15 protein-coding genes are annotated in these 14,391 nt (G+C 63.7%); 3 read left to right on the plus strand and 12 right to left on the minus strand.

Translation table 11 applies throughout. The annotated features are described in order from the left end of the window. Nucleotides 1-31: 31 nt before the first annotated feature. On the minus strand, nt 32-793 hold the full coding sequence (locus tag CR103_RS04595; RefSeq protein ID WP_099914829.1) for an ABC transporter permease: 762 nt from the start codon (nt 791-793) through the stop codon (nt 32-34). Beyond that, entirely contained in the window at nt 790-1,716 is a 927-nt protein-coding gene (locus CR103_RS04600) for an ABC transporter ATP-binding protein (RefSeq protein ID WP_099914888.1), read from the minus strand. Before CR103_RS04600 ends, CR103_RS04595 begins: the two co-directional genes overlap by 4 nt. 169 nt (nt 1,717-1,885) lie before the next feature. Between CR103_RS04600 and CR103_RS04605 the strand changes: the two genes are divergently transcribed. Then, on the plus strand, nt 1,886-2,242 hold the full coding sequence (locus CR103_RS04605) for a sterol desaturase family protein (RefSeq protein ID WP_099914830.1): 357 nt from the start codon (nt 1,886-1,888) through the stop codon (nt 2,240-2,242). A gap of 58 nt (nt 2,243-2,300) precedes the next feature. On the opposite strand, the gene leuA is transcribed toward CR103_RS04605, so the two are convergent. From leuA to senB, 8 genes are all read right to left on the minus strand, one after another. Further along, a complete protein-coding gene (gene leuA, locus CR103_RS04610; protein ID WP_099914831.1) occupies nt 2,301-3,992 on the minus strand; it encodes a 2-isopropylmalate synthase in 1,692 nt (563 codons plus the stop codon). 521 nt (nt 3,993-4,513) lie between these two features. After that, complete coding sequence (trpS, locus tag CR103_RS04615) at nt 4,514-5,521, minus strand: tryptophan--tRNA ligase (protein WP_099914889.1); 1,008 nt, start codon at nt 5,519-5,521, stop codon at nt 4,514-4,516. A 218-nt stretch (nt 5,522-5,739) separates the two neighbouring features. Next, nucleotides 5,740-6,495, minus strand: a complete 756-nt coding sequence (gene arsH / locus CR103_RS04620; RefSeq protein WP_229442771.1) for an arsenical resistance protein ArsH — start codon at nt 6,493-6,495, stop codon at nt 5,740-5,742. After that, nucleotides 6,492-7,220: an aquaporin gene (locus CR103_RS04625; RefSeq protein WP_099914832.1), complete on the minus strand. Its 729-nt coding sequence runs from the start codon at nt 7,218-7,220 to the stop codon at nt 6,492-6,494. The genes arsH and CR103_RS04625 overlap by 4 nt, the downstream gene beginning before the upstream one ends. Continuing rightward, nucleotides 7,217-7,696: an arsenate reductase ArsC gene (locus tag CR103_RS04630; protein ID WP_099914833.1), complete on the minus strand. Its 480-nt coding sequence runs from the start codon at nt 7,694-7,696 to the stop codon at nt 7,217-7,219. The genes CR103_RS04625 and CR103_RS04630 overlap by 4 nt, the downstream gene beginning before the upstream one ends. Further along, complete coding sequence (locus CR103_RS04635) at nt 7,693-8,013, minus strand: ArsR/SmtB family transcription factor (RefSeq protein ID WP_099914834.1); 321 nt, start codon at nt 8,011-8,013, stop codon at nt 7,693-7,695. Before CR103_RS04635 ends, CR103_RS04630 begins: the two co-directional genes overlap by 4 nt. Nucleotides 8,014-8,176: 163 nt before the next feature. Then, a complete protein-coding gene (selD, locus tag CR103_RS04640; protein ID WP_099914835.1) occupies nt 8,177-9,235 on the minus strand; it encodes a selenide, water dikinase SelD in 1,059 nt (352 codons plus the stop codon). Then, nucleotides 9,232-10,257: a selenoneine biosynthesis selenosugar synthase SenB gene (gene senB / locus CR103_RS04645; RefSeq protein ID WP_099914836.1), complete on the minus strand. Its 1,026-nt coding sequence runs from the start codon at nt 10,255-10,257 to the stop codon at nt 9,232-9,234. The genes selD and senB overlap by 4 nt, the downstream gene beginning before the upstream one ends. 34 nt (nt 10,258-10,291) lie before the next feature. Between senB and senA the strand changes: the two genes are divergently transcribed. Then, on the plus strand, nt 10,292-11,494 hold the full coding sequence (senA, locus tag CR103_RS04650; RefSeq protein ID WP_229442790.1) for a selenoneine synthase SenA: 1,203 nt from the start codon (nt 10,292-10,294) through the stop codon (nt 11,492-11,494). 155 nt (nt 11,495-11,649) lie between these two features. Next, nucleotides 11,650-11,880: a hypothetical protein gene (locus CR103_RS04655; RefSeq protein ID WP_099914892.1), complete on the plus strand. Its 231-nt coding sequence runs from the start codon at nt 11,650-11,652 to the stop codon at nt 11,878-11,880. A gap of 199 nt (nt 11,881-12,079) precedes the next feature. Here the strand turns inward: CR103_RS04655 and CR103_RS04660 are convergent, their stop codons facing one another. Both CR103_RS04660 and CR103_RS04665 read right to left on the minus strand, forming a co-directional pair. After that, nucleotides 12,080-12,790, minus strand: coding sequence for a hypothetical protein (locus CR103_RS04660; protein WP_099914837.1), 711 nt, complete (start codon nt 12,788-12,790; stop codon nt 12,080-12,082). A 147-nt stretch (nt 12,791-12,937) separates the two neighbouring features. Then, the gene (locus CR103_RS04665) at nt 12,938-14,338 is read right to left on the minus strand and encodes a DEAD/DEAH box helicase (RefSeq protein WP_099914838.1); all 1,401 of its coding nucleotides are present in this window, start codon (nt 14,336-14,338) and stop codon (nt 12,938-12,940) included. Nucleotides 14,339-14,391 lie beyond the last annotated feature (53 nt).

Raw genomic sequence — 14,391 nt, forward strand, 5'->3', positions numbered from 1 at the left:
AAGCGGACAGCATTAGCGGGCACCGGGCGCCTCAGGCCCGCAGCCGATACCCCGTCTTGAAAATCCACCAGATCGCGCCCATGCACACCGCCAGCAGCGCGAACGCCATGCCGGCGCTGAGCGCGATGCTGACGTCGGAGACGCCAAAAAAACTCCAGCGAAAGCCGCTGATCAGGTAGACCACGGGATTAAACAGGGCCACCTTCTGCCAGAACGGCGGCAGCATGCTGAGCGAGTAGAAACTGCCGCCCAAAAACGACAAGGGCGTAATTACCAGCATCGGCACGATCTGTACTTTTTCGAAGCCGTCGGCCCAGATGCCGATGATAAAGCCGAGCAGGCTGAAAGCGACCGACGTCATGACCATGAAGACGATCATCCAGACCGGATGAACGATCTCGAAGTCGACGAACAGGCGCGCAGTGGCCAGGATCAAGAGGCCAAGGATCACCGACTTGCTGGCGGCGGCGCCGACGTAGCCGAGCACGATCTCGACGGCCGACACCGGCGCCGACAGGATTTCGTAGACGGTGCCGGAAAATTTCGGCATGTAGATGCCGAACGAGGCGTTGGCCACGCTCTGGGTCATCAGGGACATCATGATCAGGCCGGGCACGATGAAGGCGCCGTAGCGCACGCCGTCGACCTCCACCATGCGCGCGCCGATGGCGGCGCCGAACACGACGAAATAGAGCGACGTCGAAATGACGGGCGAGGCGATGCTTTGCGTGAGCGTGCGCCAGGTGCGGGCCATCTCGAATTTGTACAGCGCGCGGATCGCATGGAAATTCATCGGTGCGTCTCCATCAGGTTCACAAAAATCTCCTCGAGCGAGCTTTGGCTCGACTGCAGGTCCTTGAAGTCGATACCGTGCTCGCCGAGCTGGCGGAACAGGTCGGCGATGCCGGTCTGCCGCGCCTGGGCGTCGAAGGTGTAGACCAGCTCGGTGCCGTCGCCTGACAGCACCAGCGCCTGGCCGGCCAGCGCGGCGGGAATCTGCGCCAGCGGGCGTTGCAGGTGCAAGGTCAGCTGCTTCTTGCCGAGTTTTTCCATCAGCGCCGCCTTGTCCTCGACCAGGATGATTTCGCCGTTGCGGATGACACCGATGCGGTCGGCCATTTCCTCGGCCTCCTCGATGTAATGGGTGGTCAATATGATCGTCACGCCCTGGTCGCGCAAGCCGCGCACCATGTCCCACATGTCGCGCCGCAGCACGACGTCGACGCCGGCGGTCGGTTCGTCGAGGAACAGGATCTGCGGCTCGTGCGACAGCGCCTTGGCAATCATCACGCGCCGCTTCATGCCGCCCGACAGCGTCATGATGCGCGAGTTTTTTTTCTCCCACAGCGACAGCTGGCGCAGCAGTTTCTCGATGTGGGCGGGATTGGCAGGTTTACCGAAAATGCCGCGGCTGAGCGTCACCGTGTCCCACACGCTCTCGAACGCGTCGGTGGCCAGCTCCTGCGGCACCAGGCCGATCAGCGAACGCGCGGCGCGGTAGTCGGTGACGACGTCGTGGCCGTCGGCGAGAATGGTGCCGCTGCTCGGGTTGACGATGCCGCAGATGGCGTTGATCAGCGTGGTCTTGCCGGCGCCGTTGGGCCCCAGCAGCGCAAAGATCTCGCCGCGGCGGATCTCCAGGTCGATCATTTTCAGGGCCTGGTAGCCGCCCGCATACTCTTTCGAGAGCTGCTTGACTGAGATGATCGCTTGCATGCATTTCCTTGCCAATAAATCGATGGGCTCGATTGTAGTCGGATTGGCCGCGTCGCGTTGGACATCGAAAAAGCCGTTGCCTGCCACGCCATAGCCTGCGCGCATCGTCTTTCTTGATATCATTAAATTATCGTTTTGTCTAAGGTTGCCTTGATCACCCGCCGAGCCGATGAAAGCGCAATTGAAACTGGCGCTCGGCGCCCTTTATGACGATCTGACGATCCGGCCGGTCTATTACCAGGCACTGTTACTACAAGTACGACTGGCGCGCCTGGCCTTCGAGCACCGCGTCGCCATCGACAATTGGAGCGCCGTGCTGCTGCTGTTCGTCGGCCAGGAGTTCTGCTATTACTGGTTCCACCACACCGCGCATCACACGCCGAACACGCCGAACCTGTCGGCGGCGTTTCGCATCGGCGTGCTCAGCAAACTGACCGGCACCGCTTTTTTCTTCCTGCCGCTGATCTGGCTCGGGGTAGCGCCGCGTACCGTGTTTGCGGTGTTGACGTTGAACCTGCTGTACTAGTTCTGGAACCGGGGTCAGACCCCTGAAAGAAGAACCAGGGTCTGACCCCTTGCCCTCGTTACTTCACCGTCGCGGCGACCGGCGCGTTGGCCGTCATCGCCAGCTGACGGTTGACGGCGCTGAGCACGGCCTTGAACGAGGCGGTGACGATATTGCTGTCGATGCCGGCGCCGAACATGGTCGGGCCGTTCGCCAGGCGCAGCTCGACGTAGCAGGCGGCGCGCGCGTTGGCGCCCGAGCCGATCGAGTGCTCGTGGTAGTCCATCAGCTTGATGTCGAGGCCGAGCGCGTTGACAAAGGCGTCGATCGGGCCGTTGCCGCCGCCTTGCAGTTGCAGCGTCGTTTGGCGGTGCGTCAGCGCGATATCGATCTGCACCGGCTCGTCGCTGGTGGTGTCCTCAACCATCTTGTGGGAGCCGTAGGAGTAGGGCGCCACCTGGTCGAAATACTCGCGGCAGAAAATGTCGTGGATGTCGCTGGCGGCGATTTCGCGGCCGCTGGCCTCGGCCACGGCTTGCACCGCGCGCGAAAACTCGATCTGGAGGCGGCGCGGCAGCTGCAGGCCGAATTCCTGTTCGAGCAGATACGCCATGCCGCCCTTGCCGGACTGGCTGTTGACGCGGATCACCGCGTCGTAGCTGCGGCCAAGGTCGGCCGGGTCAATCGGCAGGTAGGGCACTTCCCAGATCGCGTCCGGCTGCTGCTTGGCGAAGCCTTTCTTGATCGCATCCTGGTGCGAACCGGAGAAGGCGGTAAACACCAGGTCGCCCGCGTATGGATGGCGCGGATGCACCGGCAGCTGGTTGCACTCCTCGACCACGTGGCGCACGGCGTCGATGTCGGAGAAATCCAGGCCCGGGTGCACGCCCTGGGTGTACAAATTCATCGCCAAAGTGACCAGGTCGACGTTGCCGGTGCGCTCGCCATTGCCGAACAGGCAGCCTTCGACGCGGTCGGCGCCGGCCATCACGGCAAGTTCCGCCGACGCCACCGCGGTGCCGCGGTCGTTGTGCGGGTGGACGCTGATGACGAGACTGTCGCGCCGCGCCAGGTTGCGCGACATCCATTCGATCTGGTCGGCATACACGTTCGGCGTGCTGCATTCGACCGTCGACGGCAAATTAAAAATCATCTTGTTGTGCGGCGTCGGCTGCCAGGCGGCGCTGACGGCGTCGCAGATGTCGCGCGAAAAATCGAGTTCGGTGGTGGAAAACGATTCGGGCGAATACTCGAAGCCCCACTTGGTCTGCGGATACGTTTTGACGAGTTCCTTGACCAGCGTGGTGCCGCCAACGGCGATCTGGATGATTTCCTCGCGCGACATGTTGAACACGACGCGGCGGAACACCGGCGCCACCGAATTGTAGATGTGGATGATGGCGTTCTTGGCGCCGGCTGCCGACTCCACCGTGCGGCGGATCAGTTCGTCGCGGCACTGGGTCAGCACGATGATGGTGACGTCGTCCGGGATGCGCTTTTCATCGACCAGCTTGCGCACGAAATCGAAGTCGGTCTGCGAGGCGGACGGAAAGCCGACTTCGATTTCCTTCAAGCCGATTTTCACCAGCATCTCGAAGAAACGCAGCTTTTTCTCAGGGCTCATCGGCTCGATCAAAGCCTGGTTGCCGTCACGCAAATCAGTGCTCATCCAGATCGGCGGATGGGTGATGGCCTTATCCGGCCAGGTGCGGTCAAGCAACTTTACTGGTGGGAAGGCACGGTATTTGGTTGCCGGGTTCTGGATCATCATGCTGTACTCCTGGAGTCGAAAGGGAAAGGCCGGGTCGGCGCGCTGTGGCGGAAGGCTGCCGGGCGGCCACGTTACGCTAGGCCAGGCAACCGGTCGGTAGCAGTAGCAGGCAGGCGAGCGCGAGTGGGCCGCACGCCAGGGATGGCGGAGTGCGGATCGCGGATGGGTCGGATGGGGTAGTAGCAAACATCTGGTCGAACTTTCCTGGGATTTTAATCGTGGAGCTTTAAAACAGCGCCTGGCGGGGAGCCGGGCGGCGCACTGCGGGTGGATTACGCGCGTGCAGCTGGTAGCATCGCTAGCGATAGGGCGCTGGCGAGCTGTAGGGAAGTGGACAGATGCAAGGTAGCAGACATGCTCTAACTGTACGTGAGGGCGCGCCGGCTTGTCAAGCGGCGCGATCTCGATGCACGTGCAGTCCCGGGCCGCCGGCTTGACAACCGATGGATTGTGCTGCGCAGCCACAGCGATGGCGGGGCCGAACTGCTGTTGCGCCTCACTGATGCGGGTTATCCACTCATTTAGCCAAAATAGTTCAGCCCCAGCGCGCCCTTAACTTCCGACAGCGTCCGGGCTGCCGCTTCGCGCGCTTTGTCGGTGCCGCGGCGCAGCATGTTGAGCATTTCGCCGCGGTCTTTCGCCAGCCGCTCACGTTCGGCGCGGATCGGTGCGATGACGTCCTGCAGGTGCTCGTTGAGCAGGCGCTTGAGGACGCTGTCGCCGAGGCCGCCGCGGCGGTAGTGCGCTTTGAGCTCGTCGAGCTTGGCGGTGTCCGGCTCGAACACGTCGAGAAACGCAAACACGACGTTGCCTTCGACCTGGCCCGGATCGTCCACCCGCAGGTGGTTCGGGTCGGTGTACATCATCTTGATCGCCTTGTTGATCTCGTCGGGCGAGGCGCCCAGTGCGATCGCGTTGCCGAGCGACTTGCTCATCTTCGCCTTGCCGTCGACGCCGGGCAGGCGGGTGACGGCCGACAGCACCGCCTTGCATTCGACCAGCACCTGCTTGTCGACCGTGTTGTTGAACTTGCGTACCAGCTCGTTGGTCTGCTCGATCATCGGCAACTGGTCGTCGCCGACCGGCACCAGCGTCGCCTTGAAGGCGGTGATGTCGGCCGCCTGGCTGACCGGGTAGACCAGGAAACCGGCCGGAATGTCGCGCTCAAACCCGCGCAGCACGATTTCCTGCTTGATGGTCGGATTGCGCTCCAGGCGCGCCACCGTGACCAGGTTCATCAGGTACTGGGTCAGCTCGGCCAGTTCGATCACCTGCGACTGGATGAAGATGGTGGACTTTTCCGGATCGATGCCAGCGGCCAGGTAGTCGAGCGCGACCTCGATGACGTTGTCGGTCACTTTCTGGTGCTTGCCGACGTTGTCCGTCATGGCCTGGGCATCGGCCAGCAGCAGGAATTGCTTCGCTTCGTTTTGCAGCTGCACGCGCGCGCGCAGGGAGCCGAGATAATGGCCGAGGTGCAGCGGGCCGGTGGTGCGGTCGCCGGTGAGGATGATCGGTGTTTGGGACATCGTGGCTTTCGTGTGGGTGCGGGGAGGGCGCCGGGCCTGCGCGCATGCCGTAAAAACGGTAATGCCGCCTGCGGGCGGCATTACGTTAACAATGGTACCAATGAAAACGGGCCGCCGGGATTCAGGCGCGCATCCAACCTGGGGCGTTTGTTGGTGGGGTATTCATTAAATCAGTATATCACGCCGAAAACGCGCGGAAACGCGGTAACGGCGCCAGCCTAAATTTTTTGCACCAGCTTTTCAAGCGCCTTCGCCTGGCGCTCATTGCGTTCGCTGTAGCGGTCGAGCAGGTAATCGCTGCGCCCGCGCATCAGCAGCGTGAACTTGAACAGTTCTTCCATCACGTCGACCATGCGGTCGTAATAGGCGGACGGCTTCATGCGGCCGTCGTCGTCGAACTCCTTGTAGGCCATCGGCACCGACGACTGGTTCGGGATCGTGAACATGCGCATCCAGCGCCCCAGCAGGCGCAGCGTGTTGACGACGTTGAACGACTGCGAACCGCCGCACACCTGCATTACCGCCAGCGTGCGCCCCTGGCTCGGGCGCACCCCGGCGTCTTCGAGCGGGATCCAGTCGATCTGGTTTTTCATGACCGCGGTGATGGCGCCGTGGCGCTCGGGGCTGCACCATACATGGGCTTCGGACCATAGCGACAAGGCGCGCAGTTCGAGCACCTTCGGATGGGTCTCGGGCACGCTGCCGGCCATCGGCAGTTGCGTCGGGTCGAAAATTTTTACCTCTGCGCCGAAGTGCGCGAGAATGCGCGCCGCTTCTTCGGTCAGCAAGCGGCTGAACGAGCGCTCGCGCAGCGAGCCGTACAGCATCAGGATGCGCGGCGGATGGGATAGATCGCCGCTCGGCGCCAGCTTCGCCAGCGCCGGCGTGTCGAGCTGGTCGCGCTTGATGTTCGGTAGCGTCTTTGCGAATTTGTTGTCGCTTGAAACGTCGCTCATGTTGAAAAGATCGGTCATATGCCTTCTCCTGGTTGGTTGTCGTCGAAGTCGCCCGGCGCGACGGTGGCCGCCACCGTGGCGTCGGCCGGTGGCGCCGGATAGAGCCAGCAGAACACCAGCGTCGCCGCGCCGGCGCCCAGCAGTTGCGCCACGATGAAGCCGGGCGCGTCGATCGGCCGGATGCCGGCGAAGGTGTTGCTGGCGCTGCGGGCCAGGGTTACTGCCGGGTTGGCGAACGAGGTCGACGCGGTGAACCAGTACGCCGCCGTGATGTAGGCGCCGACCGCGAACGGCGTCATGCCCGGGCGGCTGCGCGAACAGCCGATGATGACGGCGAGCAGGCCAAAGGTGGCGACGAATTCGCTCCACCATTGCGCCGCGCCGGTGCGGATGTGGGTGGAGGCGAAGAAAACCGGGTCGCCGAACATCAGGTGGGCCGCGGCGACGCCGGCGAAGGCGCCGGCCAGCTGGGCGGCAATGTAGGGCAGCACTCTTGACGCCGGCATGTTCTTTTGCCACGCCTCCGACAAGGTGACCACTGGATTGAAATGGGCGCCGGAAATGGCGCCGAACATCAGGATCAACGCGGCCAGGCCGGCGCCGGTGGCGATCGCGTTGGCCAGCAGGGCAAGCGCGAGGTTGGCGCCCGCCAGGCGCTCGGCCATGATGCCCGAGCCGACCACGATGGCCAGCAGGAAGCCGGTGCCCAGGCCTTCGGCGACGATGCAGCGCGACAGCGTCATGCCATGACCGCGCCGATCCGATCGAGCTCGGCCTTGAGGCGCGCGCGGTCGTGCTGGAGTAGATCCAGGGGCAGCGCGAAAAACGCTTCGATGCGCGCGCGAAGAATGGTGTAGGCCCGCACGAAGGCGGCGTCGATTTCGTCGTCGCTGCCGGTGACGTGCGCCGGGTCGTCGACGCCCCAATGCGTCCGCAACACCTTCCCCAGGTAGGCCGGGCAGGTCTCGCCGGCCGCGCTGGCGCAGACGGTGACGACGATGTCCGGCGTGGCCGGCAGCTGGTCCCAGGATTTGCTGGCGTAGCCGTGGTTGGCGATGCCAACGCGTGCCAGCAGCGCCAGCGAGCGCGGATGAACGTAACCGGCAGGCTCGCTGCCGGCGCTCATGGCGCGCCATCCAGCGGGGGCGAGATGGTTGAAGACGGCTTCGCCAAGGATCGAGCGGCACGAGTTGCCGGTGCAGAGAAACAGGACGTTCATGGTGTGCAGGCCTTGGCAACAGGTGAACAGGGAGCGCCGCCGCAGCAGTTCTCGGTGAGGAAGCCGAGCAGCGCGTGCATGGTCGTGAAGTCGGCCGAATAAATGATGAAGCGGCCGGCCTGGCGCGGTGCAATCAGGCCGGCGTGCGTCAGCTCCTTGAGGTGAAACGACAGCGACGAAGAGGGCAGACCGAGATGGTCGGCGATCTTGCTGGCGGCAAGGCCTTCCGGTCCTGCCTGCACGAGCAGGCGGAACACCGCCAGCCGTGATTCTTGCGCCAGCGCGGCGAGGGCGCCAATCGCTGTGTTAGTTTCCATGTGCGGCTCCAGGAATCAGTCAATTCGACAATTCGACAATTCTACATTATTGGAAGCGTGGAAGTAAAGTAAAGTAAAGTAAAAAAAGGTAGGCTGGCGTACACCGCCGTATCTGCGGCGGCAGGAACGACGGGTCAAGTGTTAGTGAAGCCGCTAGTAAATCTCAGGCGCTGACGGTGACCTTCGCCGCGCCCGCCTGCATCGTGCCGATCACCGCGGCGTGGCCGAAGCCGCCCTGGGCGAACAGCGCCAGCACGTCATCGACGCTGGCCGCGTCGCACGCTACCAGCAGGCCGCCGGAGGTTTGCGGATCGGTCAGCAAGGCCTGCTGCGCCGGCGTCACGCCAGCGCCCAGTTCGACATCCTTGCCATACGCTTCCCAGTTGCGCCCGGAGGCGCCGGTGAAGTAACCGTCATGCGCCAGTTGCAGCACACCCGGCAGCAGCGGAATGGCGGCCATGTCGAGCGCGGCCGTCAGGCCCGCACCGCGCGCCAGTTCGAGCAGGTGGCCGAGGAGGCCAAAGCCGGTAACGTCGGTCAGCGCGTGCACACCGTCGAGTTTGGCAAGCGCCATGCCCGGCTTGTTGAGCTTGGTCGTATTCTCGATCATGGCCGCATAGCCGTCAGCGCCCAGTGCGTCCTTCTTGAGCGCGGCCGACAGCACGCCGACGCCGAGCGGCTTACTCAGGATCAGCACGTCGCCTTCCTTTGCATCGGCATTGCGCTTGACCTTCGACGGATGCACCAGCCCCAGCACCACCAGGCCGTAGATCGGCTCGACCGAATCGATGGTGTGGCCACCCGCGATCGGAATGCCCGCTTCGGCGCAGATCGATTCGCCGCCGCGGATGATCTGGCCGATGGTCTCGAGCGGCAGCTTGTCGATTGGCATGCCGACCAGCGCCAGCGCCATGATTGGCGTGCCGCCCATGGCGTAGACGTCGGAGATGGCGTTGGTGGCGGCAATGCGGCCGAAGTCGAACGGATCGTCGACGATCGGCATGAAAAAATCGGTGGTGGCGATCAGCGCCTGCTCGTCGTTGAGCTTGTAGACGGCGGCGTCGTCGGCCGTTTCGATGCCGACCATCAGCTCTTTCGGCACCGGGAAGCCACTCGAATTTTTCAGGATCTCGGCCAGCACGCCGGGCGCAATCTTGCAGCCGCAGCCGCCGCCGTGCGAAAACGAGGTAAGTTTGATCGGCTGGTCGCTTGCTGTGCTCATGATTTTTCCTGTCTTAGAATTGGTGCCGGGGGGTACGATACGAGCAGATTATCCACTAATCGCAGCACGGCCGCTTGCTCGGCGTCTGGTGCGAACAGGGCCGCGCGCGCGGCGCACTGGACGCCTAAGTGCCGGTAAAACGCGACATCGTCGATGCTGCGCTCGACCAGCCGCGCCAGGGCGTCGCTGTCGCCTGGCGCGAAATAGCCGCAATAATCGTCGCCCAGCATGCCGCGGTTGCCGCTGATGTCGCTCGCCAGCACCGGCACGCCGCTGGTGACCGCTTCGATGATGACGTTGGCGCCGCCTTCCATGCGCGAGGCAATCACCATCGCGTGGCTGCGCCGCAGGCGCAGGCGGGTAATTGCGTGGGCCAGGTTGCCGAGCCAGCGGTAGCGCGGGTTGGTCGCCTGTGCCTGCGCTGCTGCAGCGCCGAGCTTTGGATCGAGGGCGCCGCCGATGTGAACCATGCGCGCTTTCGGACTGGTCACCAGGGCCGCCGCGGCGATGAAGGTGAGCGGATCTTTTTCGGCGCGCAAATGGCCGACCATCGTGATCGGCAGCACGCGTCTGTGCGCAGCATGGCGCTGCAGGTGCGCGCGAGGCGGCAGTGCTTCGGCCGACTGGTAGATCACGCGCGCCTTGGCGCGGACGTCGGCCGGCAGCAGCGCCAGGCCGGCGTCCTGCAGCACCACCAGCGCGTTGGCGCAGCGCAGCGACGCTTGCGCTTCGGCATCGATGGCGATGTCGCGATACAAGTCGGTGCCGGTCAACACCAGCACCGACGGCCGGCCGGGCAGGGCTTCGGTGTAGGCGGCCAGCGAGGCGCCGGCGCGGCGGGCGTGGAGCGCGATGAGGAGGTCGGGGGCCGGCAGGCTTGGGCAATAGCGCGTCCATTCGCGCACGATCGACACGTCGTAGCGCTCGCCAAGAAAATGGGCCCAGCGGCTGGCGGTTTGCCAGTTGCCATTGTTTTCCAGCGCCAGCGCGGGGCTGACGATGACGACGTTTTTCAATGCCACTGGCGCCCCTCGGGAAAATCGTTACAATCTGGCCATGAGTTCAATCAATCCATCCTTCCGTCGCGCCAAGTCGCAGCCGCTGGCCGATTCCTTGCGCGCTGCGCGAAATTATACGCTGGCCCTGTTCGATTGCTTCGCCGCCGAAGGGCTCGACGTGGCGGCGCACGTGCCGCAGCTGGCCACCGTCAACCCGCCGCTGTGGGAACTGGGCCATACGGCGTGGTTCGCCGAGTGGTTCGTATTGCGCCAGGCGATGTCGACCCATCCGGCGGCGGCGCAGCGCCATTCCCTGCTCAGCCAAGGCGACGACTGGTTCGATTCGAACCTGGTGGCCCACCGTTCGCGCTGGACGCTCGATTTGCCGTCAGCCGGCGCGCTGAGGACTTACTGCCACGAAGTACTCGACCGCACGCTCGACAAGCTTTCGCGCGAGGCCGGCACCGACGAGGCGCTGTACCCGTACCGGCTGGCGCTGGCGCACGAGGACATGCATGGCGAGGCGATGCTGTACACGTTGCAGACGCTGGGCGTGGCGGTGCCGGCGCAGCTGCTGCATGGCGAACCGGCCGTCGTGCCCAGGCCCGAGATCGGCTACCCGGGCGGCACCATTGTGCTGGGCGGCGCGCAAGAGGACGGCTTTGTGTTCGACAACGAGAAGCCGCCGTTCCAGTGCTACGTCGCGCCGTTTCGCATCGATTGCGCGCTGGTGACGAATGCCCAGTTTGCCGATTTTGTTGCCGACGGCGGCTACCAGGACGGCCGGTTCTGGAGCGCGGCCGGCAGCGCCTGGCTGATGGGACAGGAGCGCTCGTCGCCGCGCTACTGGCAACGTCAGGCCGACCACGACCAGTGGCGCACGGTGCGCTTCGGCCGGGCCACAACGCTCGCCGCCTCCGAACCGGTGCGCCATGTCTGCCTGTTCGAAGCCCAGGCCTACTGTGCGTGGGCCGGGCGGCGCTTGCCGACCGAGGCGGAATGGGAATACGCCGCCCTGTCGAGTCTGGCTGGCTTTGAATGGGGCCAGTTGTGGGAATGGACCGCGTCGCCGTTCGAACCCTACCCCGGCTTCGTGGCCGACCGCTACGGCGAATATTCGGCGTCGTCGTTCATGACCCACCAAGTGCTGCGCGGCGCCTCGTTCGCCACGCCGGCGCGCGCGCTTTCGGCGCGGTTTCGCAATTTTTATCTGCCGCAACGCGACGACATGTTCGCCGGCTTTCGGACCTGCGCGTATTGATGGCGCTCGCGGCAACGGCGGATGCAACGGCAGTTGCCGCGCTCGCGCCGGCGTTTTTCCGGTACCATGTCGACCGCGGGAAGCGCGCGCCATGCGCCCCTCGGATTGTATGCCGACCCGTTTCAGCCTTCCTTCAGACTAATCGATTGAAAACCATGACTTTATTTGCCGCACCCGTGTTCGACGCCACCGTAATTTTTGAAGACAAAGAGCTGTTCAAGGGGAAGGGCGGGGCGTCGCTGTGGGCCGAAAAACTGGCGGTCGAGATCAAGAGCGCGGTGACGGTCGAAAAAGTCGGCACCGGCTGGGCCCTGTGCGGCCGGGTCGACGGCATCGACTGCCGGTGGGGCATCCACGGCCAGCGACTGAAGCGTTTTAATACCTGATTGCCAGCTTCGGCATAAAAAGTTTAACGGTGAAATGATTTAGTTCAGTAAATTTTTGCCAAAATAACTAACTGGTGGAAAATGATGCATCACCGCCTGCCGCGCCAGGCGATGCCGTTATCCGACCAGCTGCGCCTGCTTTGCCTTGCTTCGATTGCTTCGGTAAAGCAGGCGGCGCAGGCTGCGCCCTGGCTTGGCTTTATTTGCCCAGCAGCGTCAGCGACTGGTTCCAATGATCGGCCCATTCAAACAAAAACGCGTGGGTGCCGAAGGCACGCTTCAGCTGCGGCATTGGCACTCGGTGCACTTCGTTCAGGCCAAGCGCCAGGGTGACCGGATTCCACAGCGCCTTGTTCTTGGCCTTGCGGGCGCTGCCTTTTACGCGCGCGCCGTCGTCGCCGAAAATTCCGCCGCCGTCGGCCAGCGCCTGTGCGAGGTCGAACCTGACCAGGCCGGCAAACCCCGCCAGCACCTGCTCCCTGCCGATTCCGGCCTGCGATTCCTTTGCCGCCACCACCTTGACCGGCTCGGGTTCGGCCTCGTGCCTGAGTTTCCCCGCCAGCTTTTCCACCTCCTTTTTCAGGAAACGCAGTTCGTGCAACTCGCGGCGAAACCCCGGCGGTGGCAGCCGGGTGACGATCTTGTAGGCGTCCTTGGTAATGGTGATGAGGACGTCGTCGCTGCCGGCGGCGAGCCGTTCGGTATCGCCTTCGAAAAAGATCGGCGCCGCGTAACCGCCGTTGGCGTCGCCGAACAGGTCGGGATAGGCGGCGTCGTAATCAAGCCAGACCCACGGCGTCAAGCCGGAGCCGATCAGGCGGGCCAAAGTCCACGGCGTGGCGGTTTGCCCGGCGAGCCAGTCGCAAGATTGTTCGGTGGTGGCCCGGAAGGGCAGTTCGGTGGTGGTCATGGTTCCTTGCGTGCCGAAATGGCGCGATTGACGATAATGCCACGCCGCGCCGACGCGCGTACGTCGGCGTCGGCAGGCAAAAAAAACGGCTACCGAAGTAGCCGTTTTTCATTTGTCGATTCGAACAATAGATCGACTAACGCTCGATTAACGCTCGGTGAACGAACGGCGGGTGCCGTCAGCCGGACGTGGATTCGAACCCTTGTAGCCGCCGCCGCCTTCGCCGCTGCGCGGTGCGTTCGGCTTGCTGAAGGTGCGCTGGCCTGGCTTGGACGGAGCGGAGCGGTTGTCGCCCGGCTTCCAGCTGCCTGGACGTGCTGCCGAACGCGGCGCCGAAGCGGTGCGCTTTGGCTCGAAGCCTTCAACCACGTTCACCGGAATCAGCTGCTTGGTGAAACGCTCGATGCGCTTGACGTTCATGCCTTCGGCGTGGTTCACCAGCGAAATTGCCAGGCCGTTGCGGCCGGCGCGACCGGTACGGCCAATGCGGTGGACATAGTCTTCCGGGAACTTTGGCAAGTCGTAGTTGAACACGTGGGTAATGTTCGGCACGTCGATACCGCGGGCGGCAACGTCGGTGGCGACCAGCACCTTGACCTGGCCGCGGCGCAGGCTGTCGAGGGTACGGTTACGGGCGCCCTGGTGCATGTCGCCGTGCAGTGCGGCAGCCGAGAAGCCGGCGATGTTCAAGCGGTCGGCGATGGTGTCGGCGTCACGCTTGGTGGCGGTGAACACCACGGCCTGGTCGAGCGTTTCGTCGCGCAGCAAGTGGTCGAGCAGGCGGTTCTTGTGCGACAGGTCGTCGACGAAGTGAACGCGTTGCGAGATGTTGTCGTGGCGGCTCGACGAGCTGGCAATCTGGATCACCATCGGATCGGTCGTGATACGGCGTGCCATGTTGCCGACCATGCCGTCGAGCGTGGCCGAGAACAGCATCGTCTGGCGGTTGGCCGGCGTCGCTGCAATGATCTTCTCGATGTCGTCGATGAAGCCCATGTCGAGCATGCGGTCAGCTTCGTCGAGCACCAAGATTTCGAGTTCCGAGAAATCGATCTTGCCCGACTCCATGTGGTCGATCAAACGGCCAGGCGTGGCGACCAGGATTTCCGGGTTGCGTGCCAGCAGTTGCATCTGTTTCGGGTAAGGCATGCCGCCGAGGATGGAAACGGCCTTGATGCGGCGGATTCCTGTGCCGTATTTTTCAGTCGCTGCCGTCACTTGCAGTGCCAGTTCGCGGGTCGGGGTCAACACCAGCATTTTCGGCTGGGCCGCTTTGAAACGTGGACGCTCGCCACGGGCGCGCGCCGACTGCGCTTCTTGTGCGGCTGTTTTGGCGGCTGGCGATTGCTCGGCAACTGCGAATTTGTGCAGGGCAGGCAGCATGAACGCGGCTGTCTTGCCGGAACCGGTCTGCGACGACACGAGCAGGTCGCGCCCTTCGATGGCGGCAGGTACGGCTTGCGCCTGCACTGGCGTTGGAACGGTGTAACCGGCTTCGATGACGGCCTTGACGATGGACTCGTGTAAACCTAATGCTTCAAAACTCATTGTTTATTTCTTTCGGTATAGATCAGCGCCCGAGCGCATGCCCGGAGCGCAAA

Source organism: Massilia psychrophila (assembly GCF_002760665.1).
Lineage (GTDB): Bacteria > Pseudomonadota > Gammaproteobacteria > Burkholderiales > Burkholderiaceae_D > JAFCUW01.

Excerpts from the sequence above, each read along its gene's own strand:
- CR103_RS04635 (WP_099914834.1), bottom strand. The coding sequence starts at position 8,013 with ATGGAAACTAACACAGCGATTGGCGCCCTCGCCGCGCTGGCGCAAGAA.
- CR103_RS04595 (WP_099914829.1), bottom strand. The coding sequence starts at position 793 with ATGAATTTCCATGCGATCCGCGCGCTGTACAAATTCGAGATGGCCCGC.
- CR103_RS04655 (WP_099914892.1), top strand. The coding sequence starts at position 11,650 with ATGACTTTATTTGCCGCACCCGTGTTCGACGCCACCGTAATTTTTGAA.
- CR103_RS04665 (WP_099914838.1), bottom strand. The coding sequence starts at position 14,338 with ATGAGTTTTGAAGCATTAGGTTTACACGAGTCCATCGTCAAGGCCGTC.
- arsH (WP_229442771.1), bottom strand. The coding sequence starts at position 6,495 with ATGACCGATCTTTTCAACATGAGCGACGTTTCAAGCGACAACAAATTC.
- CR103_RS04630 (WP_099914833.1), bottom strand. The coding sequence starts at position 7,696 with ATGAACGTCCTGTTTCTCTGCACCGGCAACTCGTGCCGCTCGATCCTT.
- CR103_RS04625 (WP_099914832.1), bottom strand. The coding sequence starts at position 7,220 with ATGACGCTGTCGCGCTGCATCGTCGCCGAAGGCCTGGGCACCGGCTTC.
- CR103_RS04600 (WP_099914888.1), bottom strand. The coding sequence starts at position 1,716 with ATGCAAGCGATCATCTCAGTCAAGCAGCTCTCGAAAGAGTATGCGGGC.
- CR103_RS04605 (WP_099914830.1), top strand. The coding sequence starts at position 1,886 with ATGAAAGCGCAATTGAAACTGGCGCTCGGCGCCCTTTATGACGATCTG.
- selD (WP_099914835.1), bottom strand. The coding sequence starts at position 9,235 with ATGAGCACAGCAAGCGACCAGCCGATCAAACTTACCTCGTTTTCGCAC.
- trpS (WP_099914889.1), bottom strand. The coding sequence starts at position 5,521 with ATGTCCCAAACACCGATCATCCTCACCGGCGACCGCACCACCGGCCCG.
- CR103_RS04660 (WP_099914837.1), bottom strand. The coding sequence starts at position 12,790 with ATGACCACCACCGAACTGCCCTTCCGGGCCACCACCGAACAATCTTGC.
- leuA (WP_099914831.1), bottom strand. The coding sequence starts at position 3,992 with ATGATGATCCAGAACCCGGCAACCAAATACCGTGCCTTCCCACCAGTA.
- senA (WP_229442790.1), top strand. The coding sequence starts at position 10,292 with ATGAGTTCAATCAATCCATCCTTCCGTCGCGCCAAGTCGCAGCCGCTG.